The organism is Hwangdonia seohaensis (assembly GCF_031932625.1).
Classification (GTDB): Bacteria; Bacteroidota; Bacteroidia; order Flavobacteriales; family Flavobacteriaceae; genus Hwangdonia; species Hwangdonia seohaensis.
On record NZ_JAVSCK010000002.1, the window covers coordinates 473,452 to 497,968 of the forward strand.

At 31.2% G+C, this 24,517-nt stretch carries 18 protein-coding genes; 13 read left to right on the top strand and 5 right to left on the bottom strand.

Annotation, left to right across the window (positions count from 1 at the left end; translation table 11 throughout):
* Nucleotides 1-16: 16 nt before the first annotated feature.
* Nucleotides 17-1,972 carry a polysaccharide biosynthesis protein gene (locus RNZ47_RS07330; RefSeq protein WP_311938359.1) on the bottom strand — a complete coding sequence of 652 codons (1,956 nt, stop codon included), beginning with the start codon at nucleotides 1,970-1,972 and terminating at the stop codon, nucleotides 17-19.
* Nucleotides 1,965-3,098 carry a DegT/DnrJ/EryC1/StrS family aminotransferase gene (locus tag RNZ47_RS07335; RefSeq protein ID WP_311938365.1) on the bottom strand — a complete coding sequence of 378 codons (1,134 nt, stop codon included), beginning with the start codon at nucleotides 3,096-3,098 and terminating at the stop codon, nucleotides 1,965-1,967. The genes RNZ47_RS07330 and RNZ47_RS07335 overlap by 8 nt, the downstream gene beginning before the upstream one ends.
* Before the next feature lie 661 nt (nucleotides 3,099-3,759).
* Here RNZ47_RS07335 and RNZ47_RS07340 point away from each other — a divergent pair.
* The 12 genes from RNZ47_RS07340 to RNZ47_RS07395 all read left to right on the top strand — a co-directional run bounded on the left by RNZ47_RS07340 (nucleotide 3,760) and on the right by RNZ47_RS07395 (nucleotide 17,098).
* Nucleotides 3,760-4,758 (top strand): SDR family oxidoreductase, encoded by a 999-nt coding sequence (locus RNZ47_RS07340; RefSeq protein WP_311938375.1) that lies wholly within the window; start codon nucleotides 3,760-3,762, stop codon nucleotides 4,756-4,758.
* Nucleotides 4,759-4,777: 19 nt separating this feature from the next.
* The gene (locus tag RNZ47_RS07345; protein ID WP_311938382.1) at nucleotides 4,778-6,058 is read left to right on the top strand and encodes a nucleotide sugar dehydrogenase; all 1,281 of its coding nucleotides are present in this window, start codon (nucleotides 4,778-4,780) and stop codon (nucleotides 6,056-6,058) included.
* Nucleotides 6,058-7,572: a lipopolysaccharide biosynthesis protein gene (locus RNZ47_RS07350; RefSeq protein ID WP_311938384.1), complete on the top strand. Its 1,515-nt coding sequence runs from the start codon at nucleotides 6,058-6,060 to the stop codon at nucleotides 7,570-7,572. Before RNZ47_RS07345 ends, RNZ47_RS07350 begins: the two co-directional genes overlap by 1 nt.
* A 2-nt stretch (nucleotides 7,573-7,574) precedes the next feature.
* Nucleotides 7,575-8,861, top strand: coding sequence for a hypothetical protein (locus RNZ47_RS07355; RefSeq protein ID WP_311938386.1), 1,287 nt, complete (start codon nucleotides 7,575-7,577; stop codon nucleotides 8,859-8,861).
* 6 nt (nucleotides 8,862-8,867) lie between these two features.
* On the top strand, nucleotides 8,868-9,632 hold the full coding sequence (locus tag RNZ47_RS07360) for a formyl transferase (RefSeq protein ID WP_311938388.1): 765 nt from the start codon (nucleotides 8,868-8,870) through the stop codon (nucleotides 9,630-9,632).
* An 84-nt stretch (nucleotides 9,633-9,716) separates the two neighbouring features.
* The gene (locus RNZ47_RS07365; protein WP_311938390.1) at nucleotides 9,717-10,721 is read left to right on the top strand and encodes a polysaccharide pyruvyl transferase family protein; all 1,005 of its coding nucleotides are present in this window, start codon (nucleotides 9,717-9,719) and stop codon (nucleotides 10,719-10,721) included.
* Nucleotide 10,722: 1 nt separating this feature from the next.
* Nucleotides 10,723-11,697 carry a glycosyltransferase family 2 protein gene (locus RNZ47_RS07370; protein ID WP_311938392.1) on the top strand — a complete coding sequence of 325 codons (975 nt, stop codon included), beginning with the start codon at nucleotides 10,723-10,725 and terminating at the stop codon, nucleotides 11,695-11,697.
* A gap of 3 nt (nucleotides 11,698-11,700) precedes the next feature.
* The gene (locus RNZ47_RS07375) at nucleotides 11,701-12,804 is read left to right on the top strand and encodes a glycosyltransferase (RefSeq protein WP_311938394.1); all 1,104 of its coding nucleotides are present in this window, start codon (nucleotides 11,701-11,703) and stop codon (nucleotides 12,802-12,804) included.
* 18 nt (nucleotides 12,805-12,822) lie between these two features.
* Entirely contained in the window at nucleotides 12,823-13,923 is a 1,101-nt protein-coding gene (locus RNZ47_RS07380; RefSeq protein ID WP_311938396.1) for an EpsG family protein, read from the top strand.
* 128 nt (nucleotides 13,924-14,051) lie between these two features.
* On the top strand, nucleotides 14,052-14,918 hold the full coding sequence (locus RNZ47_RS07385) for a glycosyltransferase family 2 protein (protein ID WP_311938398.1): 867 nt from the start codon (nucleotides 14,052-14,054) through the stop codon (nucleotides 14,916-14,918).
* Nucleotides 14,919-14,932: 14 nt separating this feature from the next.
* Nucleotides 14,933-15,931 (top strand): polysaccharide deacetylase family protein, encoded by a 999-nt coding sequence (locus RNZ47_RS07390; RefSeq protein ID WP_311938400.1) that lies wholly within the window; start codon nucleotides 14,933-14,935, stop codon nucleotides 15,929-15,931.
* A gap of 21 nt (nucleotides 15,932-15,952) precedes the next feature.
* Entirely contained in the window at nucleotides 15,953-17,098 is a 1,146-nt protein-coding gene (locus RNZ47_RS07395; RefSeq protein WP_311938402.1) for a glycosyltransferase family 4 protein, read from the top strand.
* Between the two features lie 325 nt (nucleotides 17,099-17,423).
* Here the strand turns inward: RNZ47_RS07395 and RNZ47_RS07400 are convergent, their stop codons facing one another.
* From RNZ47_RS07400 to RNZ47_RS07410, 3 genes are all read right to left on the bottom strand, one after another.
* Nucleotides 17,424-18,893 (bottom strand): T9SS type A sorting domain-containing protein, encoded by a 1,470-nt coding sequence (locus RNZ47_RS07400; RefSeq protein WP_311938404.1) that lies wholly within the window; start codon nucleotides 18,891-18,893, stop codon nucleotides 17,424-17,426.
* Nucleotides 18,894-19,548: 655 nt separating this feature from the next.
* Nucleotides 19,549-21,444 carry a right-handed parallel beta-helix repeat-containing protein gene (locus RNZ47_RS07405; protein ID WP_311938406.1) on the bottom strand — a complete coding sequence of 632 codons (1,896 nt, stop codon included), beginning with the start codon at nucleotides 21,442-21,444 and terminating at the stop codon, nucleotides 19,549-19,551.
* 268 nt (nucleotides 21,445-21,712) lie between these two features.
* Nucleotides 21,713-23,383 (bottom strand): right-handed parallel beta-helix repeat-containing protein, encoded by a 1,671-nt coding sequence (locus tag RNZ47_RS07410; RefSeq protein WP_311938408.1) that lies wholly within the window; start codon nucleotides 23,381-23,383, stop codon nucleotides 21,713-21,715.
* 474 nt (nucleotides 23,384-23,857) lie between these two features.
* Here RNZ47_RS07410 and RNZ47_RS07415 point away from each other — a divergent pair, with 474 nt between their 5' ends.
* Nucleotides 23,858-24,490, top strand: a complete 633-nt coding sequence (locus RNZ47_RS07415; protein WP_311938411.1) for a sugar transferase — start codon at nucleotides 23,858-23,860, stop codon at nucleotides 24,488-24,490.
* The last annotated feature ends 27 nt before the right edge of the window (nucleotides 24,491-24,517 follow it).

Genomic DNA, 24,517 nt, shown 5'->3' on the forward strand with positions numbered 1-24,517 from the left:
AAAAACTAATATTTAATTACAGATTAATTATAGTTTTGTCTTTTTTCTTGCCAATATATCCTTTTGCTTTTTTATAAATTTGAACTCTTTTGTCAAATTTCTCGTAATCGGAGTTATTGGATTTATACTCTGGTATTAAGTTTTTCATTTTCATAACAATATTATTGTTTTGAAAACGGTTTGTTATACAAAGCTCTTCAATATCAGATTTTATTTTACTATACTCTAACTCTCTTGTTTTACTAATCATAATTTTTTTATGATATGTCGAAAGTGTATTTTCCCCATTAGCCAATAATTCCTCATAAAGTTTTTCGCCTGGTCTTAATCCGGTAATTTCAATATCAATATCTTCAGGGAATCTTAATCCAGACAATTTAATCATATTTTTAGCAAGATCGTAAATTTTTACAGATTCTCCCATATCGAAAATAAATATTTCACCACCTTTTCCCATAGTACCGGCCTCTAAAACTAATTGGGAGGCCTCTGGAATAGTCATGAAATAACGCGTTATGTCTTTATGGGTTAAGGTTAATGGCCCACCTTTTTCTATTTGTTTTTTAAACAATGGGATTACCGATCCATTAGAGCCTAAAACATTTCCAAACCTTGTGGTGATGTATTTAGTTTTACTTTCTTTTTGCAGACAACTAATATACATTTCGGCCATTCGTTTAGTGGCACCCATAACACTTGTTGGGTTAACAGCTTTATCAGTAGATACAAATACAAACTTTTTAACGTTGTAGCGGGATGCCGTATCTGCTAAAAGTTTTGTTCCGTTAACATTTATTTTAATCGCTTCGTAGGGCGACTTTTCCATTAATGGAACGTGTTTGTATGCCGCCGCATGAAATACCATGGTTGGTTTGTGTTCTTGGAAAACACTGTCAATTCTTAATCCATCTCTAATATCCGCAACAATAGAAGTAATAAAACTTTCTTTACCGTTTTGTTTTAAATCCTGTTGTAAATCGTACAATGCAGATTCGGCCTGATCAACCAATATCAATTTTTTTACGTCAAAATTAGATAATTGTTTTACTATCTCGCTACCAATTGAACCAGCTGCACCGGTAACCAAAATGGTTTCGCCATTAAACTCATTTAATAAATTTGGGTTGTCTATTTCAATAGGCGCCCTTCCTAAAAGGTCTTCAATTTGTACTTGTTTTATTTGTTTTGCACTTAACTCACCATTAATCCACTTTTCAATTGGCGGTACTTTGGTTATTTTCACATCTAAATCGATCAGACTATCAATCAATTTTAATAAGCTGTTTGTATCTATAGATTGACAGGCTACAACAATTTCATCAATGGCATTGGATACTATATAAGATTTAGTAACCTTGTTTTTGGGAAAAATAGGAACGCCATTAATGGATTTGCCATTCTTCTTAACATCGTCATCTATAAAACCAACAATACTAAATCTTGAGCTTAAATTGCTAACCAATGCGTTATAAGTGATTATTCCTGAATCTCCAGCACCATAAATAAGCACCCTTTTTGAAGTTGATAATTTACACTTTATAGATTTGTAAACCATTTTAAATAACAACCTACTAGAACTTAACGCTACAAAACTCAATAGCGCATGCATTACAATAATGGATAGTGGAATAGTAAATTCTGGAATTACATTTGTTATTCTGTTTACCAAAACAAATACAATGGCAAATAAAGACATTAATGTAATGGATTTAAATAAGTTAACAACATCTGTAAACCCCGTGTGCCGAATTACACTTTTGAATGAACCTATGGTTAAAAAACTAAAAGTAGCAATAATTAACAAAAAAGGTATTTGTAGTAAAAATTGATTTATATCAAAATCCAAAGTAAAGTTAAACCTAATAAAATATGTTGCACAAAATGTTAGTAAAACTATGGTTAGGTCTATACCTAGCACTAGCCATTTTGAAGCATACTTTTGTGAATAATGTGAAAAGTAATTTTTAATCATAAGTTTGAGTTTTTATTATGGCATCCAAAACGCGCTCTAAATCATTTTGAGTTAGGTTTGATCCGCTTGGTAAACAAAGTCCGTTGTTAAATAATTTTTCAGAGGTACCATCTGTATAAGACAAACAGTCTTTAAAAACAGGCTGAATGTGCATTGGTTTCCACAAGGGCCTGGACTCAATATCCTCTTCCTGCAGAGCCAATCTTATGGCTTCGCGCATTTTATAAGAATTGGTTTTTATACATGTAATCCATCTATTGCTAAAGAACCCTTCCGGTTCATCTACAAATTCTATAGCATCAAATTTTGATAAATTTGCTTTATAGTACTTGTAATTTTCTCTTCTAGCTTCTACTCTATCATCAATCACTTCCATTTGTCCTCTTCCAATACCTGCCAAAACATTGCTCATTCTATAGTTAAATCCTATAGATGAGTGTTCATAATGCGGCGCATTGTCCCTCGCTTGAGTTGATAAAAAGACGGCTTTATTTTTTAATTCTAAATTTTTCGTTATTAGCGCGCCTCCGCCCGAAGTTGTTATTATTTTATTGCCGTTAAAAGACAAGATTCCCACATCAGCTAATGTTCCGCATGCTTGGTTAAAATAAGTGCTTCCCAAAGCTTCCGCACTATCTTCAATTACAGGAATGTTATATTTTTCAGCAATATCATTTATTTCTTTTGCTTTATAAGGCATACCATACAAATGAACAGCTATTATGGCTTTCGGTTTTTTAAATTTTTCAATTCTATCCTTGATAGCAATTTCAAGTAATTCCGGAGACATATTCCATGTGTCAGACTCACTATCAATAAAAATTGGAGTGGCACCTTGATATACAATAGGATTTGCAGAAGCTGAAAAAGTAAAACTTTGACACAAAACCTCGTCTCCCTTAGATACGTCCAACAGTTGTAATGCCAAATGAATGGCAGCAGTACCAGAGCTTAACGCGGCAACTTCATTATGGCCTCCTAAATAATTCTTTATATCGTTTTCAAAACCATCTACATTGGGCCCCAATGGAGCTATCCAGTTTGTATCGAAAGCTTGATTTACAAATTTCTGCTCTGAACCTCCCATGTGAGGCGATGATAAATATATCTTAGTCTTGGTTAGCATTCTTTATTACATTTTAGGCACAACAAGTTAGGGCAGCTTATTAAACAACCTTTATAAAAAAAAGATAAACGATTTTTGGTGAATCCCTCACATGCAAAAAACAGAATCAATATCATAAATATATAGCTCATTATTGTTGTTTAAAAAAAAATAACTTTTTAAAATATATCAATCTAAAGTGAGATTAATATTGAGAGGTTACTATAATGTATTTAAGTTTTATTTTTTTATTAAATCAATGTGCTATTAATCAATTCAATTTTTAATTACGCTGTAAATTTAGTGATTGTTTTAATTTAACAACTATGGAGAACGGTTAATTCGCTAAAACAGTAATAAAAATCGGTTAAATACATTAACAGATTTCGTTGGTAGTTAAACTATGCACATTATCGATTTTGATATAATCCTTTTTGTGCATTAATTTGCTTAAATGTATAAGTGGTAGGCTAACTTTCACCATGCCGCTATTTTACAAAAAATACTTTTTTTTAAATCTGTAGAATATTATGTGAAATCTTTAATTTAATCGATGTTTTTGGCACAAAATTGAATTTCATCGGTAAAAACAAGGTATTGATATAATTAGTTAACCACTTTACATTTATTTTTTTCATATTTGCGACGCTATTAATAATTCTAAATCACACCCCAAATTCAAATGACTGCACATCAAATAAAAACATTGGAAGGAAAGCATGTACTTATAACCGGTGGCGCTGGGTTTATTGGTTCTAATTTATGCGAAGTTTTATTGAACAACCATATAAATGTAGTATGCTTAGATAACTTTTCAACTGGAAAAAGAAATAATATTGAACCGTTTTTAAGTAACAACAAATTTAATTTAGTTGAAGGCGACATAAGGCATTTGGCAGATTGCCACAAAGCCTGCAAGGGTGTAGAATATGTATTGCACCAAGCTGCATTAGGTTCGGTACCAAGATCCATAAACGACCCCATAACAACTAATGATGTAAATGTTTCCGGATTTCTAAATATGTTGGTTGCCGCAAGAGACGCAAGCGTTAAACGTTTTGTATATGCTGCAAGCTCATCAACTTATGGCGACCACGAAGCACTTCCTAAGGTTGAAGATGTAATAGGGAAACCGCTATCTCCTTACGCCATTACTAAATATGTAAATGAATTATATGCCGATATTTTTCATAGCACCTATAATTTAGACACCATAGGTTTACGTTATTTTAATGTATTTGGTAAACGACAAGATCCCAATGGTGCTTATGCAGCTGTTATTCCAAAATTTGTTCAACAATTTATAAGTCATGAATCTCCTATGATTAACGGTGATGGAAGCTATTCAAGAGACTTTACTTATATAGATAATGTAGTACAAATGAATATTAATGCCATAACAACAAGCAACCAAGAAGCATTAAATAATGTGTACAATGTAGCTTACGGAGAGCGGACAACTTTACTAGAATTAGCAACTTTGTTAAAAACATATTTATCGGAGTTCGACGCCTCTATTAAAGATATTGAAATTAAACACAGAGAAAATAGAATTGGAGATATCCCTCACTCTTTAGCATCAATTGATAAGGCAAAACGATTATTAGATTACAACCCAAAATACAATATAAGTGATGGTTTAAAAGAAGCCGTTAATTGGTATTGGGAAAATTTAAAATAATTATCATCAAAATATAAAAATGAAGGATATTAAAATTGCAGTAATAGGTTTAGGATATGTAGGTTTACCATTAGCACGCCTATTTGCAACCAAATACAACGTTGTTGGTTTCGATATTAACCAAAATCGAATAAACGAATTACAAGAAGGAAAAGACTCTACCTTAGAAGTAGAAGAAGACATACTACAGTCCGTCCTAAAAAACAAGCGTGACAATAGTACGGGGCTACTTTGCTCATCTGATTTAGAGGACATAAGTGATTGCAATTATTATGTGATAACGGTCCCTACACCTGTTGATAAAAACAACAGACCAGATTTAACACCTTTGTATAAATCTAGCGAAACGGTAGCCAAAGTTTTGAAAAAGGGCGATATTGTGATATACGAATCTACCGTATTTCCTGGAGCAACAGAAGATGAGTGCGTACCGGTACTCGAAAAAATAAGTGGTTTAAAATTTAATACAGATTTTTATGCCGGTTATTCACCAGAGCGTATTAACCCAGGCGACAAACTACATACGGTAGATAAAATACTTAAAGTTACCGCAGGGTCTACTCCGGAAATAGGCAAGAAAGTAGATGCCTTGTACGCGAGTGTAATAACTGCAGGCACACATTTAGCACCAACAATAAAGGTTGCTGAAGCAGCGAAAGTTATTGAGAATTCGCAACGCGATATTAATATTGCATTTGTAAATGAGTTGGCCAAAATATTCAATCTTATGGATATTGACACACATGATGTATTAGAAGCGGCAGGAACCAAATGGAATTTTTTGCCTTTTAAACCAGGGCTTGTAGGCGGGCATTGTATAGGTGTAGACCCATATTATTTGGCACAAAAAGCACAAGAAGTCGGGTATCATCCGGAAATAATTTTGGCTGGTCGACGCGTCAATGATAGTATGGGGCAATATGTAGCTTCGGAAATCATTAAGCTCATGGTGCAAAAAGATATAAAAATAAAAGGTTCAAAAGTTTTGGCATTAGGGATTACTTTTAAAGAAAACTGCCCCGATGTTAGAAACACCAAAGCGGTTGACGTAATAAATCAATTGAAAAGCTTCGGAACAGATGTAACTATTTACGATCCTTGGGCAAACCCAAAAGAAGTTAAACACGAATACGGTTTAGCAACCGTGCAAAAGTTACCACAAGAAACCTTTGATGCCATTGTTTTAACAGTAGCTCATAATGAGTTTTTAAATGAAAATTTAAAAGTATTGTTAAAAAAAGACGGAGTCCTTTATGATGTTAAAGGTGTTTTAAAAGATCTAGATTGTAACAGACTTTAATGAAAGTTAACCAACTTAAAGGAGGCGCAGCACTATCTTATGTTATTATATTTTTAACTAACATAGTTGGCTTAGTCTTAACCCCATTTATTATTCGATCGTTAGGTAGTGCCGAATATGGCCTATATACCATGATTGGGGCTTTAGTTGGTTATATGAGTGTTTTAGATTTTGGACTCAACAATACCATAGTTCGTTTTGTGGCTAAATACAAGGCAGAAGGCGACAAAAAAGGTGAAGAGAATTTCTTGGCTCATAGTTTCATCATGTATTTTTGCATATCTATTCTGGTTACCATTTTAGGTTTAATTTTATATTACAATTTAGAAAGTTTATATAGCGAAACCTTAACAGCAGATCAAATTGATAAGGCTAAGGTAATGATGCTTTTATTGATTTTTAATTTAGCAGTTTCACTTCCCGGTGGTGCTTTTGGTGGCATCTGCTATGGTTATGAAGAATTTATTTTACCTAAGATCACTAATATAGTTAGATATGTAGTTAGAAGTATATTGGTTGTAGTGATACTGCTTTATGGAGCAGATTCAGTGGGGTTAATTATTTTAGACACCATTATGAATCTTTTAGTTATAGCGGTAGATATTTACATCGTTTTTAAAATATTAAAAGTTAAAGTTAAAATACATGACTTTGATAAAACCTTATTTAAAAGTATATTGGGTTTTTCACTGTGGTTGTTTGTTTTCGCCATAGTCCATCAATTAAGATGGCAATTTGGCCAAATGATAATTGGTTTATATTATTCCACGTCAATAGTGGCTATATATGCCGTAGGGATAACTTTAGGGAACTATTATGGTGCTTTTTCAAGTGCTATTTCTTCGGTTTTTTTACCAAGAGCCATACAAATGACGGTACAGAACATTCCAACAAAAGCGTTAACAGATACATTTATTAAAATTTCCCGGCTCGTACTCATAGTATTACTATATATTTTTGGTGCATTTGTTATTACGGGTAAAGATTTTGTGTTTTTTTGGGTTGGGGTAGAGTATGAAGAAGCCTATTATTTCGCCATAATAATTATGGTGGGCCTAACCCCAATACTTTGCCAAAGTTTTGCAAGTAATATCCTTGATGCCAAAAATCTTTTAGCTTATAGAGGTAATCTTCTTCTTATTACAACTGTGTTAGGCACCTTAACTGGATTAATATTTGTTGAGGAATATGGTTCAATGGCATTAATAGTTTCTACTGTATTTTTCATGTTAGCTGAAAGAATAATAATGATTCCATATTATACAAAAAAGGCGGAATTGGATATGAAGCGGTATTATAAAGAGATTTCCCCTCTATTTTTAAATATAATACTAATAATTGTCTGTTTTTTAGTAGTTAATGACTTTTTACCTAAAAAGAATATATATATGTTTTTTACTAATGCCATAGCTTACAGTTTAATTTACGTAGTTTTAGTTTTTTTTGTAATGACAAAATTTGAAAAATCTTTATTAAAATCCATATTTTTAAAGTTTAATATTTTAAAAAAATAAATATGATTAAATTGAATAAAATAAAAATTAGTCATGATGGTAAAAGAATTATTTATGATTATAGTATTAGTCCAGAACTAGAGAATTACTTTAATAAAAACAATCCGTTATATATTGAATATGATACTGATATAAGCAAAGTTCCAGATTCAATTATAGTTATACCCTTTTTGGCTAATTTTATACCAATTGCTTGGTTTTCTGGGTTTTCAATTCAAGTTGAAGAGGTAGATGATGTTTTTATGATTGCACTAAAAAATATAAAAAAAGAGTTTGAGATTTTATACCCCAATGTAGATTTTTCTAGAAGTAAAATATACACCAACACAGTAGTTAAAAACAATATTAAAGGCCCTTTTAAACAAGCAATATTATTTAGTGGTGGTGCTGATGCTTATGCCACATTTTTCAGGCATTATCAAAAAAAACCTGACTTAATAACAATACAAGGTGCTGATGTAGAAATTGATAATTCATCACAATGGGAAAGAATACTTCAAATAAACAAAGAAGAAGCAATACTTACAGATTATAGAAATCTTTATATAAAAAGTAATTTAATTACTTTTTATTCAAATGAGGTAAATCAAATATTACCAAGCACAAATTGGTGGAGTACAATACAGCATGGATTAGCATTAACTGGAATTCTAGCCCCATTAGCAATAATAAACAAATACAATTATGTATATATAGCGTCAAGTTACACTGAAAAATTTAAGATCCCCTGGGGGTCAACACCTGAAATTGATAATAAAATTAAATGGGCTGACACAACCGTAGTTCATGATGCTTATGAGTTAAATCGAATAGATAAAATAGCATTAATTATAGAAACCTCTAAACAAATTGGAAAGACGATAAACCTTAGAGTTTGCTATTCTATCTTTAATGATAAAATTAATTGTGGTCGTTGTGAAAAATGCTGCAGAACTATAATAGCCCTTACATTACTAAATGCCAACCCAAATGATTATGGGTTTATAACCTCAGAAAAAATATATAACAACATACTTAAAATATTTGAGCATGGTTTTAAATCAAAAGGAGTGAGATATTTTTGGTCGGAAATATTACAAAAACTAAAAGAAAGAGATGTTTTTTACGTCTATAATGATTTAGAAAATGAAAAAAGTTTGTTGCTTAAAATAGAAAATCAAATTACAGAAAATCTTAAAAAAGAAATTTTGGTTGATAGTAAAATTATGTCATTGAAGAAAAAAATGATAAATAAATTTCCGAAACTATTTAAGTTTTATGTGAAGTTTAGAATAAAAAACATTGAATAATAACTGATGAAAAAAAAAATAGTTATGTTAGTTGGAGGAGACCATTCTTCTTACGCTATATATAATGCTTTAAAAAATGAATATAACATATCAAATGTTATATTAGAAGAATCAAAAAGCAGAAAAGAATTTATTAAACGACGAATTAAAAAATTAGGTTTAATAAAAGTTATCGGGCAGGTACTTTTTCAAAAAATAGTAGTTCCTTTTTTAAAAAAAGAATGCAAAACAAGAATTGAAGAAATTGTAAAGAACAACCAATTAACCTTTACGGATTTTGAGAAAGAAAAGTTGATTAATGTTCCCTCGGCAAACTCTGAAGTATGCATAAAAACTTTAAAAGAAATAAACCCTGATATTGTTATAGTTAACGGTACAAGAATTATATCAAAAAAAGTACTAACATCTATTGATGGTACATTTATAAACACCCATGCTGGACTTACACCACTTTACCGGGGCATCCATGGAGCTTATTGGTCTAAAGTTAACAAAGATGGTCATTGTGGGGTAAGTGTACACCTCGTTGATCCTGGCATTGATACAGGCGGAATTCTTTATCAGGACTTAATTGAAACTAATGAAGATGATAATTTTGTGTCGTATACCTATTTGCAGTTGGCTAAAGGTATCGATTTAATGAAACTCGCTATAAACGATTTAATTAAGAATGAAAGTAAGGTCGTTACTAATAATCTTGACAGTAAGTTTTGGACACATCCCACAATTTGGTTTTATTTAAAGCACAGATTGTTTAATAAGGTAAAATAATAGCAAAAAATCAAAATAGAAATGATATCATTTGTTAATAAACTAATACCGTTAACCTGGAAAATTCAAACTCAATTATTTTTATTGAGAAATAAACCTATTGAAAGTTTAACAATTAAAAAACGAGAAGAAAACAAAAAGTATATTTTTATTTTTTTAGCGGCTGACTACGGTAACCTTGGCGATGTTGCGATAACTTATGCGCAGCATAAATTTTTATCTAATTCGTTCCCAGATCACGTAATTACAGAAATCCCTATAAGCAAAACAATAAAAGGCATTGCTTGTGTAGAAAGAATAATTAAGCCAAACGATATTGTTACCACCGTTGGCGGAGGTAATATGGGAGATTTATATAAATCTATTGAATATTACAGGCAGTTGGTAATTAACTGTTTTAAAAACAATAAAATTATTTCATTTCCCCAAACTGTAGATTTTAAAGACACCCACAAAGGGAAAAAAGCCTTAACAAAAGCTATAAAAGTTTATTCAAATCACCCAGACTTAACTCTAATTGCTAGAGAACATAAATCTTATGATTATTTTAAAAGACATTTTATAAAAAACAATATTTTGCTCACTCCAGATATTGTTTTATCGCTTAATCAAACACTACCAAAATTTGAACGAAAGGGGGCTTTAATATGTTTGCGAAACGACAAAGAAAAAAAGCTTACAAAAAAACAGGAAGATTCTATTTTCAAATATTTATCAAATGAATTCAAAACTGTTAAAAAGAGAGATACGCATGTAGGAGGAATGAAGTTGCCTTTGAAAGATAGAGTGACTAAACTAAAACATATTTGGGACGATTTCAAAAAAGCCGAATTGGTCGTAACAGATAGGTTACACGGCATGATTTTTTGTTATATTACAGGTACACCAGCATTAGTTTTTTTAAATAACAATCATAAAATTAAATCTTCTTATTTTTGGATCAATTCTGCACCTCATATCCGTTTAATAGAAAATGTTGAATTGAAAAACATCAAACAAGCAATAACCGAAATTAGGGGCGCTGAGGTTGTGATAGATATAAACTTAGAAACCAAGTATAACGAAATAACAAAAACTGTTAAGGCATAAAATGGCACCCAAACTATCAATAGTTATACCGGTTTATAATGTAGCTCCATATTTAAAAAAATGTGTAGTAAGTTGCTTTAATCAAAACGTAACTGAAGATTTATATGAAGTGATTTTAGTCAACGACGGGTCCACAGACAATAGTTTGGAAATATCTGAAGAATTAAAAATTACATATCCAAAAATCCAAATAGTAAGCCAAAAAAACAAAGGTTTAAGTGGCGCTAGAAATACTGGATTAAAACATGCTATAGGTGAATTTGTATGGTTTGTTGATTCCGATGATTGGATTAAAGATAATTGTTTAGGCGATATTTTAAAGAAGCTAAACGCCAATACTGATATTTTATGGCTTGGTCATGATGTATGGCACCATGGTAAATCGGTAAAAAGTTACATACCAGAACAGACTTCATCGGCTATAACTGGCGAAGCGCTTTTTTCAAACCATTTGGATAATTTATTTTACATCTGGAAATTCATTTACAACAGAAATTTTTTAAATTCAAATTCCCTACTTTTTTTAGAAGGGATATTATATGAAGATCTTGAATTTACGCCAAGAGCTTTAATAAAAGCCTCAAAATGTTATACCATGCCAGATGTATATTATCACTACTTAGTACGGGAAGGCAGTATTGCAAACAACATTAAAAGTAAAAACATTGAGCATCGCTTTTATATTTTAAATAAATTAATAGACTTGCTAAATACCAAAGAGATTAGTAAATCTTATGCTACTACCCTATCCAGAGTTATAACTCATACAACAGAAGGAACCATAAATTTAGCTGCCAGAGCTGATGTAAAAATTCCAGAAAATGGTACAAAAGTAATTAGCCGAATTAAGGAAAGTGATAATTATTTTAGTCATGTATCATTTAAATTCAAACTTATAATAACTAGTCCAAAATTTTATTATAAAGCTTATAAGGTTTCACATGCCATATATAAATTGTTAATTTCAAAAACATAAGGAATGAAGAGGATATTGCATATAGTAGGGACGATGGATAGAGCTGGAGCAGAGACTATGGTAATGAATTTATATAGAGCCATTGATAAAAACAAGTATCAATTTGATTTTGTTTACTTCACCAATAAAGTTTGCGCTTATGATGATGAAATAAAAGAACTTGGTGGTGTGATTTACAGAATACCAGAACATAGCGCAGTAATAAGAACTTATAAGCTATATCAACTATTAAAAAAAAACAGACAGTTTTATGCTGTACATTGTCACCAGTTGTTAGCAAATGCGTCACACCAATTAGCGGCATTTTTAGCTGGAATTCCCACACGCATATCGCACGCACATTCAACCCAAGACATTCATAACACAAACGTTATAAGGAGTTTATATCAAAAAGTATCAAAAGCAATAATTTCCAAGCTATCTACCGACTTTATTGCTTGTGGTGTCGAGGCCGGCAACTTTTTATTTCCTAGCAAAGAAAGTATTTTATATATTCCTAATGCTATAGACGTTTCAAAGTTTATAGAATCTGAGAAAAAGAAAATTAAATTTTTTTTTGATATAGGTAGTATTAATGATAATACTATAATAATATCGCAAATTGGGAGATTTATGCCCGTAAAAAACCATGAATTTTCAATAAATTTTGCAGTTTATTTAAAGCAAAACAATATAGACTTCCATATGGTATTTGCTGGTTCTGGTCATTTAGAAAACGATTTGAAACAATTGGTAATTAAAAGGGGTTTATCCAATCATATTACTTTTTTAGGAGTTAGGGAAGATATCGATTTGGTTTTAGCTCACTCAAAACTACTTATAATGCCATCGCTTTACGAAGGTTTTCCTGTTATATTAGTTGAATCACAAGCCGCAGGAATACCTGCACTTATTTCCAGTGGGATTTCACAAGAAGTCGATTTAGGATTAGACTTAGTACAATTTTGTGACTTAAAAGCGTCAAAAGAAGAATGGCTAAAGTTAATGCAGGATTCTCTTAAAAAAGAACGTGTTAATGCGTTGGAAAGGCAAAAAATTATAAAGTCCAAAGGGTTTGATATTGATGTTAGCGTTAAGCTGTTAGAGAAGCTCTACAGTGCAAATTAATAAGATTATTTATAAAGTATGTTAGATTTTGTTCCTATTAAATATTATTACGACATATATCACCATTTTATGTTGTTTATGTGTTTGGTAGCTTTTTTTCATACTCTTGTTTTAAAGCCGATAGAACCTAAAACATTTTCATTTAATAGAATTGCCGCATTATTTTTACTCATTACACTATTAACATATATTGGCTTCCGTCCCATACATGGTATATTTATTGACATGACCACCTATGCCCATATATTTCAAAGATATTTAAATGGCACCTATGTGATTGATAGTGATTATGGTTTTTCTTACTTTTTACTCTTCTGTACAAAAACCATGACAATTGAAATGTTCTTTTTTGTTTGTGCCTGTATATATATAATCCCTTTGTACATTGCCAGTCGAAATTGGTTTCCAAAACATTATTTTTTTGCATTTCTACTATTTGTTGGGTCTTTTTCTTTTTGGGCCTACGGAGTAAATGGTATTAGAAATGGTATGGCCACGTCTCTTTTTGTTCTAGCTATTTCATATTATAAAAAAAACACAGCCTTAATGGTTTTGTTTTTTTTATTGTCTTGTTCTTTTCATACCAGTATGCTGTTACCAATAGCTGCGTTTTGCTGTACATTTTTTGTAACTGACACAAAAAAATATTATTTCTTTTATATACTATCAATAGCGCTTTCAATTAGTATGGGCGGTATTTGGGAAAATATTTTTGCGAGTATAGGGTTTGGAGATGACCGGTTTTCTACTTATTTAACATCGGCCAATTCGAGTACAAATAAATTTGCGTCAACGGGTTTTAGGTACGATTTTTTAATTTATAGTGCAGCTCCCATAATTTTATCTAGATATTACAAATATGTAAGTGGTTATAAAAGTGTTATATACGACCATATTTTACATACTTACATCATTGCAAATGGATTTTGGATTATGATTATTAGAGCAAATTTTTCTAACAGGTTTGCTTATCTGTCATGGTTTTTAATGGCTGTTGTCGTTATTTACCCATTATTAGATAAAAATATATGGACAAATCAATTTAAGAAAATAGGGTATGTTATTTTAATCTATTACGCATTTACGTATGGTATGTTTATGTATTACGCTTTTAAATAAATTATTATAGCATAAATACGGCAAATAACTTGATTTTATTGGTCTTTAACGAATAAATATGAGATACGGCTTAAGTGTTTTTATTTTAGCTCTAACAAATTTATAAATAATCTACAAAAAAGTTGCTTATGGGAATTACAATTGGTCTTCCTTTTTATAATGCGGAAGATTATCTTGAACTTTCGATAAAATCAGTATTCGCTCAAACATTTACCGATTGGGAATTAATATTAATGGATGATGGTTCTACAGACAGATCTTTGGAAATCGCTAAATCAATAAACGACCCAAGAGTTAAAGTATATTCAGACGGAAAAAACAAAAAACTAGCTGCAAGGTTAAACGAAATAGTCGGTTTAGCAAAATATGAATATTTAGCAAGAATGGATGCTGACGACTTAATGTCTACTACAAGGTTAGAAAAGCAATATAACTTATTAAAAAACAATCCCGGTCTAGATTTAATTAGCACAGGCACAGTATCAATAGCCAATGATCTAACGTATTTAGGCGCAAGAGGTGCCGATGTATCTAATATATCATTTATTGATTTGCTATTAAAAAGATCCTCTCCGTTACACGCAAGTATTCTTAGTAGGACAGCTTGGTTTAAAAGAAATTCTTATAATGAATCTTTAAAAATTGCTCAAGATTATGATTTATGGTTAAGAGCAAGCAAAAAAAATGATTTTAAATTAAAAATTATTTCCGACCTATTATACTATTATAGGGAAGAAAACAATGCCACCTCTAAAAAAGTATTGGCTGCATACAAAAATGAAAGGGTCATGTATAAAAAGTATGCTGGCAATGCATTTTATATTCTATGGCTAAAATCAAAGCTTAAATCGTTAATGGTTTTGGCTATTACCTTATTAAACAAAGAAGACATTTTATTGAAAAGAAGAAGCCATAATAGTATAAATTCGACAGATAGAGACAGCTATTTGGCCGAAGTTGAATTAATAAAAAAAACAAAGCTACCAACCTTTTAAAGTAATAAACCAAAATGAATGGTAAGTTTATAATTTCTTTAGACTATGAATTGCATTGGGGTGTTTTTGATGCACTAACATTAGATACTTATAAAAACAATCTTTTAAATGTAAATTATGTCGTTACAAAACTGTTGGAACTAAGCGACAAATATGACATTAAGTTAACATTCGCTACCGTTGGTCTCCTTTTTGCCGAAAACAAAGCTGATATAGAAAAGTACATGCCTGATTCTATACCCTTATATGAAAATGAAAAATTAAATCCTTTTAAATTACTTGATCATATTGGAGAAAATGAAAGTTTAGATTCTATTCATTACGCGAAATCTGTTATAAATAAAATAAAATCTAGCAATAAACATGAGATAGGCACTCATACATTTGGGCATTATAATTGTTTAGCTCCAGGACAGAATACGCTCAATTTTAATTCAGATTTAGCTGCAGCGAAAAAAATTGCAAATAATATGGATATTGAAATTAAAAGTATTGTATTTCCAAAAAATCAAGTGAATAAAAAGTATTTACAAGTCTGTAAAAAAAATGGCATAACAAATTATAGAGGCACTGAAAACAATGTATTATATGACCCTAACCCTAACCTTAAAGGATTAAAAAAACATTTTTATATAGTGTATAGATTTTTAAGATTAATGGATGGCTACATAAATATAAGTGGTTTTAACACCTACCCTATTAATAATTTAAAACCTGACGAATTAGGATTAATAAATTTACCTTCTAGTAGGTTTTTAAGACCTTACATTCCTAGTTTATCATTTCTTGAATTTTTAAAAAGAAGAAGAATTAAAAAAGCAATGAAATATGCAGCAGTAAATAATGAACTTTTCCATTTATGGTGGCATCCGCACAATTTTGGAGATAACATGGATGAAAATTTCAAAAACTTAGAAGAAATATTTAAAGCCTATAAAACACTCAAAGAAAGATATCAATTTGAAAGCGTTACTATGACAGAATTAACCAACGAAATCATTAGTCCCTGTTAATTTTTAAAACTTAATAAATCAATGAAAAAAAAATTTCTATTAGTTTCAACAGTCTCTACTACATTGAATTTTTTCGGAGGTCAGATTAATTTTTTAAATAAAACATTTGATGTAGAATTGGTTTCTAGTCCAGATGATATGCTATATGGTATAGGCGAACGAGAAGGCGTTAATGTGCATCCTGTAAAGATGGTTAGAGAAATATCACTTTTTAAAGATCTAAAAAGCCTATTCCAATTAATTGTTCTTTTCAAAAAGCTTAAACCACATGTTGTACATGGTAATACTCCAAAAGGGGGATTACTAAGTATGACGGCCTCATGGGTAGCAAGAGTACCTCATAGAATTTATTATGTGCACGGACTGCGTTACGAAGGAGATACCGGTCTTAAGCGCAAAATTCTTAAAAATATCGAACGTATTTCATGTTATTTAGCAACTGATATAATTTCTGTTAGCCATGGTGTTAAAGAAAATATGGCTAAGGATAATATAACAAATAAAACACCTCATATTATTGGGAATGGCAGTGCAAATGGCATTAACCCTAATGAGTTTTCGCGTGAGAATATTGAACATGACGATTTAAGAAAAAAATATAGTATCTCTGAAACCGACTTATTATTTGGTTATGTAGGAAGACTTGTTGGCGATAAAGGCATTAATGAATTAATTTCTGTGTTTTCAGCACTAAACCAAACCCATAAGCACATAAAAATTTTATTGGTTGGTTGGTATGAAGATTTATTAGACCCTCTTGAAGATCACATAAAACAGGAAATAATCAATAACGAAAATATTATTGCTGTAGGTGGACAAAACGATGTAAGACCTTTTTTAAACATCATGGATGTTTTTGTGTTTCCCAGCTATCGCGAAGGATTTGGAGTATCAATCATGGAAGCAGCTGCGATGGACTTACCGATAATTTGCTCAAATATTTCTGGGTGCAATGAAATTGTTTTGGATGGACATAATGGTAAATTAGTAACTCCCAAATCTCTTACTGAGCTAACCAATACTATGGAGCATTTTATAAATAACCCGGATACAATTACAAAAATGAAAGCAGTTACCAGATCTTACGTTTTAGAAAAATATAAGCAAGAAACTGTCTGGAAAGAAGCTCTTAAAACTTACTCAAACATTTGTTTGCCCTTAAAGTAGATGCTAATGTCATAAATTTAAGTGCCTGCTAACAAATAATGTTGATAGTGCTAGTCACTCCAAAAACGCACTTTTTTTTATGCTAATTTAGGACTCTCTATTTATTTAAAAAATATTTCAACAAACTTATCGCTTGACTAATTCGATAATACATCAATAAAAAAATAAAGAAAATATAGGATAAATGAATGGTTTTAATTCGTGTTATATTTTGATGTTACGAAATCAAAATTCTCTAAACTTTTACCTAGGGCATCATCATGTTTAAATAAAAAAAGGCGTCCAAAAAGTAATTTTAGACGCCTTTTTTATATATAGATAAAAATTATCTAACAACTATCCTTTCTACCAACCTCCCTTTATCGGTTTTAATTTCTACAAAATAAATACCGTTTTTCAGTCTACTAACATCAATATTTGAATCCTTTACACTTAAAACACGTTGGGTTAGCGCATTGTAAAAATTAACTTGTATAAGCTTAGTACCTTTATTCAATGAAATTCTTAAAAAATCGCTAACCGGGTTAGGATATATTTTGAAACCGTTATTTTCTAGGTTATTAGTACTCAAAGCGGCATCATTCACAATTGCAATTTTATTTGAAATAGAATTGCGTTCCACTAAATTACAATCCGCACTAAAACTGGCCGTTGCATCTTTTTTAGACCAGTTGGCCGTACTGTAGGATGCGTTGTCCACCGAGATGCACTCCAAATCGGGATTGTAGCGGGAATCAAAATCCGCCATGCCCGAATTAACACCGTTGCGGAGGTCAAGACTGGTCAGGTTGTTGTAATAGCCATAAAAATTATTTAAAAGCCCATTGTTGGTCAGATCCAAACTGGCAATAGAATTAAGGGCACAATGCAGATACTCCAGCGATGTGTTAGCGCTCAGGTCCAAATTGGTGAGTTCGTTTTTGGAGCAGCGCAACCATGTCAGGAAGGCATTACCGCTCAGGTCCAAGCTCGTAAGCGCATTGTTCGAACAGTTGAGCACCGACAAATCAGCAAAAGCCTCTATCCCGGTTAGGTCGGATATGTTCCTGTTGGCAACATCCAGAGACGTCACCGTGTTGATGTTGGCCGTAGCCACATAATTGTCCATAACATCGTCGTAGCCCAAATCTATCAAAGCCTGCTCAAAATTGTTGTCGGGCACATAGGTAAGGTTAATTGGTACGCCGCCGTCGCAATCGTTACTATAGCTGGCCGTTGCATCTTTTTTAGACCAGTTGGCCGTACTGTAGGATGCGTTGTCCACCGAGATGCACTCCAAATCGGGATTGTAGCGGGAATCAAAATCCGCCATGCCCGAATTAACACCGTTGCGGAGGTCAAGACTGGTCAGGTTGTTAAAATCGCTATATAATACAGATAGTGCAGAATTGTTAGATAAATCCAAACTAATTATAGTGTTAAAACCACAATCTAAATAATTCAAAGCTACATTGTTACTCAAATCTAGCGCACTGAGCTCGTTAAAAGCACATGCTAAGGTATTTAGTAAAGGATTATTGCTTACATCTAAAGCACTAATATCATTAAAAGAGCAGTTTAAATTTGTTAATCCTGTAAAGGCTTCAATACCTGTTAAATCCGAAATATTCTTAAATCTCAAATCTAAATAAGTAATACCAGTTATGTTATTAGTTTGTACATAATTATCCAAAACATTATCATAACCCAAATCTATGAGGGCTTGTTCAAAATTATCATCAGGAATATAACTTTGCTGCGCTAAAAGTGTGCTACTGATGAATAAAATGGCTAAAAAACAATAAAGATTTTTCATTAAAAACAATTTACATTAATATGAATTTTGGCTGCGAATATATTAAAAATCAACAGCTTAACAAAAATATAACAAATAAAAAAACAATATGAGTACAATAAAAAAAGTGGAGCTCAATTTCTTGTGATGGTTTATTTACAATAATTAAAATCCATAAGATTTTTACCTCTGTTTATAAATATAGAAACCATAATGCATAACCAACTTTTACTCAAGTTCGAAATCGTAAAATCTCATTTATATAATGGTATTACCCATGTTGTAATTAGTTTTCAATAGAGATCTGAAGTTTTTAGTTGTTAATTAATAACTATTAGGCCTGTTATGAATAAACAATAAAATTGACGTAAAATGAAGTGTTTGTGGCACAGTGATTGTGGTTGCATTCTATAAAACAAACCAATTAACTTAACTGATTAAAAGCAGTTTACTTATTAAGCACAGCGCATTTATTTTGCGTTTTAGGAAAATAACATTGCTTGATATAACTTAAAATCTTAATAATTTGCCTCTCCTTTGGTACAAATAAAGGTTCAAAGAGTCAACTTTTCAAAAAAAACAACCTCTCATTTATATTTTTATAACTCGATAAAGCTAAAACATAAAAAGCCCAGTTCTAAAACTGGGCTAAACATAAATTTGTTGTTGCTTACTGCTATTGGGTTACACTATTATTTGTAAGATTAATATTTTGGGAATCAATAACCTCAAAGTCTGTATTACTTGTACTATTTTTAACAGTTATATTTTTACTATTATTGATATAAAGTGGAAAATTCTTTGAACTGGTTTTAAATTCACAATTATCAATAGTTAACTGGTTAGTTGTTAATGTGCTACCACTATTTAGGCTTCTCAAATTAAGCGGCCTATTTGTAACCTCAATATACTCGTTTGAAATAGTCACATTATTGATTGAGGCATTTGGCATAGGATTAATTCCATAACTAACATCTAAGGTACTAATGTATTTATTGCCGGAAATTTCACTATCAGATAAGGACATACCAAGTTGTAACCCTGTAACGCAATCTTCAATAATATTGTTCTTTACAATTTGGTTATAACCAGATAGCTTTATCCCATCCCTATATCCTTTAATGGTATTTCCTGTAATGGTATAGTTATAATTAAATTCGATATTGTTTCTTATGAATGACTGAATATTAATGGCAAAAGAAATATCTGGAGAACGAGCTTCAAAAGTGTTATTTCGTATAATGGCGTCATTTGCAGCAAAATTAGCAACCCACTTATCAAAATAATTATTTTCTATTAGCACGTTAGTCACTGTATAAATATCAATGTCTCCAGCAGCATTTCCTTTAAAACTACAATTTCTAATAATCACGTCATCAATTTTATTAATTTCATTTATAGTTCCATCATCGTTAACATACCTTAAAGCCTCTAGGTCTATGCCGTAACGCGGTGCAGTACCAGAACTACTAAAAATTTTATTTCCATTAGTATCATAAGCTTGTTCGCCTTTCCCTGTATCATTGATTTCACAATTTTCAATAATAACGCCTTTTGCATCAATAATGGCAATATTGTTTCTTCTGCATTCAGATATGAAGCAGTTTTTTATCAAAATATTCTCGCTTGTTCTCGTTCCGGGCTTTAGAGAACCATCAGGATCCCTAATGGTTTCTGAGTGCACTTGAATACCCTCTCCAATGGCATCTTTTATGGTAATGCCATCTAATACTGTATTATGGGATCCAATTACCCAAATAAGATGGCCATAACCATGCTCGTCACGATTAACCCCTGCAATATCATTAATTGGTGTGTAATCATGCTCCCAACGGTCACCAATCAAATTTCCACCGGATATTAGTGCATCATCTGTAACCATCGTGGTAATTAAGGCGTATGCTGGAAAATGCGTGGGTTGTACTCTAAGATAAGTTTCATCGCTCATTTTAAAATGAAAATTGGACGGTATTCTAATTGATCTATCCCAACTATATTTTCTATTTGCTTTATTCGCTTCTACATTAAAATAAGCATCTATTTTATTTAATTCAAAAACATTGGCGCCTATTCCATTAACTAATTCAATGGCTTTATTGATGTTTTTTCTATTCTGTAATGAAATTTCTTTAGTTGTTTTACCCTCAACGATGTCCCATTTTTTGGGATCAAATCCAAAAGTGGTATTTCTTAAACTTACGTTTCCAGAAATTTCTAAAGAAATATTTAGCAAGTCACCAGCAATAGTTCCACCGGAAAAAACCAATGTTCCGTTTTTAATTTCACCGCCTTCATATAAAATATTTATGTTATCGGGCAGATTTACAACTTCGCCCCCTAAATCAAGAGAGCAGTTTATAACAACAGAGGAGTTGGAATCAATACTGTTTAATGAAAATTCACAAGGCAAGCTTGGATCGACTGCACTGGGATCTTCTGGTAACTCTTCGTCTGTTTCTTCAACAACTTCTTCAGATGGTTCAATAAATAACTCTTCTTTATTACATGACCAAGAAAAAAGAAATAAAAATAACGTAACAATTAAAATTGTAGGTTTAGTAGGTGTTCTCATAAAACTATTAATTTGGGGAGGGGTGAATTTATTTAAGGCAATTATATAAAAATATATGTGTAAATCGTCAAAACGATGTTTTTATTCGATGTAATGCATAAAAACTTAATTTATAAATCGTTAAAATACATTTATAATCGATAATATGTTTTTTGAAAAAAATTTAGAAAATTTTCAGAGTAACCTATGTTGGTATACCATAAAAGTAGGCTTAAGTTTGAGTATTAGTAATTGGACGATATATTTCTTCCAATTACTATAAAAAACACTAAAGATTTGTTTGATTGTTAACTAAAACTATATTCTCAGAATCGACAATTTGAAAGTCAGTATTGCTTCTGTTTCCTTCAAATTTAACATTTTTTGATGCCTTAATGAGCATTTTGAAATTCGTATTACTAGTATTAAATGTGCAATTAGTAAAGGTAACATGTTCTGTACTCGATACACTGTCATTTAAGAATACATTAAAGTTAATAGGTCTGTTTTGCACTTCTACTATTTCGTTATTAAAAGTAACGTTATTAATGTTTTGGCAATTATAAAAGTTTTTGTAACCATAACTAAGGCTTAGACTGCTTGTTATAGTATTTCTTGAGAATGTACTATCAAAAAAGTCACCTATTAAGAAAACACCAGTGGTACAATCTATTATTTTATTATCGGTGATTAATTGATTATTCCCAGCAACCCGGATACCAATTCCATAATTTTTTACTGTATTATTAGTAATTTTATAATTATAATTAAGTTCGACACCTTCGTTACTTAGATAGGATTGAATACCTATTGCAAAAAACGATGGGTCTCTAGATTCAAAAACGTTATTTCTAATGGTTACATCATATGATGCAAAATTGGCAACCCATTTATCAAAATAACTATCTTCGATTAATACATTATTTGCAGTATATACCACGATGTCCCCTTTTTCATTACCAACAAAATTACTACTCCTTACAACAACATTTTCTATAAGCGCAGTTTCATGAAACACACCATTCTCATCCCTTGTTCTAATCGCCTCCATATCAAGCCCATACATAGGCGCGGTACCCGCACTACTATATATTTTAGTGCCTGAAGCATTGTAGGCTTGAGAGCCATTTCCTGTGTTAGTAACGCTACAGTTAACAAAAGTAATATTTCTACCATCTAAAATACTTATACCATTTCTTCTACATTCGTCTATATTGACGTTACTAACCAACACATTGTTTACTTCTCGGTTATCAGATTGAAGCGATCCATCTGAATTTCTTAAATCCTTTGCATGAAAGACAATTCCATCACCAATAGCGTTACTTAAGTTCACGTTGTCTACTATAGTATTATGAGAACCAATAATCCATATCAAATGTCCCCAGCCATGTTCATCACGTTTTACACCGGCGGCATCCGTAAAAGGCGAATAGTCATGTTCATACCGATCTCCAACTAAATTCCCACCGCTAATCTTAGAATTGTCGGTCAGATAGGTTGTCATTAGCGTATAAGTGGCAGCAGCATTAGGTTGAACCCTCAAATATGTATCATCGCTCATTTCTAAATGAAAATTTGATGGTATTTGAATTGACCCTTCAGCATTTTCTTCTCTACCTATTTGATCTACATCCACTTTAAAATAAGCATCCATGGCCCCTATTTTCATAGTGTTTATGTTTATTTCTTTTAATTTGGACATTATTGAATTGAGTATCTCTTTGTTTTTTAGAGCTACTTGATCAGATACCACACCTTGAACAATACCCCAGCGGTCAGGATTAAAAGTAAAAACAGGATCCTGAATACCCGAAGTTGTGTTTTCTAATATGTCTTCAGTATTTTCGATTTGAGCTTCAAGAAATACATCCTCATTATTACATGAAACTAAATAAGGAATAAAAAACAATAATAGAACATTGATTTTTTTAAAATTAGTTGTTAAAAAATTTTGCATTTTTTTGAGAGTTATTTATTAATATAAATGATTTTTAAAACTTAGTTTTGCTAAAGTTTAGATGTATATACGACCAACTGCTACTTTTAGACGTTGAAAATTTTTGGTTTGCAAATATAATTCAGAAAAACTCAATACCATCAAATTGTTAATAACTAATAGAAAATCACCTAGTTACAGAGGAAAAACACTGTTTTTTATATATAATTTCTTATGTTTTGAAAGCATTTTTAACATTATATTATATTTTCCTTATCTAATTTTTCTAAAGAATCTTTAATTATTTTGTCAAGAATTATCCAAAAAACACCACTTTTCACCCATAACAAATTAATGTTATGGTGTCTCACCGATAAAATAATTAGTATAAACGGAATTTTATTGAGATAAACCCATAGTATAAAAGATAATTTTATATTTGATTTAATTTTTAACCAAAACCTCATTGAAATTTTATAACCTACCGCTCTTCTAATGAATTATAAGACCACATTTAAACCCATATTAGACTTTCTAGTTTCAATAATTTTAATTACCCTGCTGTCGCCAATAATAATTATAACTACAATTTTACTCTGGTTTGCAAATAGCGGAAAACCATTTTTTCTTCAAAAACGCCCTGGAAAAAATGAAAAAATATTCAACATTATCAAGTTTAAAACCATGACGGATAAAACAGATTCTGCGGGAAAGCTGCTTCCCGATTCAGATCGACTTACCTCAATTGGTATGTTTGTTAGAAAAGCCTCTATTGATGAAATACCTCAATTATTTAATGTAATTAAAGGAGATATGTCCATTATTGGCCCCAGACCGTTATTACCTCAATATCTGCCATACTACACCAAGGAAGAACGACAAAGACACCATGTAAAACCTGGTATTACCGGTTTAGCTCAGGTAAATGGAAGAAATTATTTAGATTGGGTTCCTAGATTAAAACTTGATGTAGAATACGTAAATACCGTTTCATTTAAAGTGGATTTTAATATATTGATGAAAACTATATATAAAGTGCTGGCATCAAAAGATGTTGCTATTGATGCTACCAAATCACAGCCCTATTTAGATGAATTACGACGAGGACAAATAAATAATAAAGATTAAATTGGAAGCACATAAACATTTAATGTT

Bases quoted from the DNA above. Each gene is read 5' to 3' on its own strand.
- RNZ47_RS07330 (WP_311938359.1), bottom strand. From the start codon at position 1,972: ATGATTAAAAATTACTTTTCACATTATTCACAAAAGTATGCTTCAAAA.
- RNZ47_RS07335 (WP_311938365.1), bottom strand. From the start codon at position 3,098: ATGCTAACCAAGACTAAGATATATTTATCATCGCCTCACATGGGAGGT.
- RNZ47_RS07340 (WP_311938375.1), top strand. From the start codon at position 3,760: ATGACTGCACATCAAATAAAAACATTGGAAGGAAAGCATGTACTTATA.
- RNZ47_RS07345 (WP_311938382.1), top strand. From the start codon at position 4,778: ATGAAGGATATTAAAATTGCAGTAATAGGTTTAGGATATGTAGGTTTA.
- RNZ47_RS07350 (WP_311938384.1), top strand. From the start codon at position 6,058: ATGAAAGTTAACCAACTTAAAGGAGGCGCAGCACTATCTTATGTTATT.
- RNZ47_RS07355 (WP_311938386.1), top strand. From the start codon at position 7,575: ATGATTAAATTGAATAAAATAAAAATTAGTCATGATGGTAAAAGAATT.
- RNZ47_RS07360 (WP_311938388.1), top strand. From the start codon at position 8,868: ATGAAAAAAAAAATAGTTATGTTAGTTGGAGGAGACCATTCTTCTTAC.
- RNZ47_RS07370 (WP_311938392.1), top strand. From the start codon at position 10,723: ATGGCACCCAAACTATCAATAGTTATACCGGTTTATAATGTAGCTCCA.
- RNZ47_RS07375 (WP_311938394.1), top strand. From the start codon at position 11,701: ATGAAGAGGATATTGCATATAGTAGGGACGATGGATAGAGCTGGAGCA.
- RNZ47_RS07380 (WP_311938396.1), top strand. From the start codon at position 12,823: ATGTTAGATTTTGTTCCTATTAAATATTATTACGACATATATCACCAT.
- RNZ47_RS07385 (WP_311938398.1), top strand. From the start codon at position 14,052: ATGGGAATTACAATTGGTCTTCCTTTTTATAATGCGGAAGATTATCTT.
- RNZ47_RS07390 (WP_311938400.1), top strand. From the start codon at position 14,933: ATGAATGGTAAGTTTATAATTTCTTTAGACTATGAATTGCATTGGGGT.
- RNZ47_RS07395 (WP_311938402.1), top strand. From the start codon at position 15,953: ATGAAAAAAAAATTTCTATTAGTTTCAACAGTCTCTACTACATTGAAT.
- RNZ47_RS07400 (WP_311938404.1), bottom strand. From the start codon at position 18,893: ATGAAAAATCTTTATTGTTTTTTAGCCATTTTATTCATCAGTAGCACA.
- RNZ47_RS07405 (WP_311938406.1), bottom strand. From the start codon at position 21,444: ATGAGAACACCTACTAAACCTACAATTTTAATTGTTACGTTATTTTTA.
- RNZ47_RS07410 (WP_311938408.1), bottom strand. From the start codon at position 23,383: ATGCAAAATTTTTTAACAACTAATTTTAAAAAAATCAATGTTCTATTA.
- RNZ47_RS07415 (WP_311938411.1), top strand. From the start codon at position 23,858: ATGAATTATAAGACCACATTTAAACCCATATTAGACTTTCTAGTTTCA.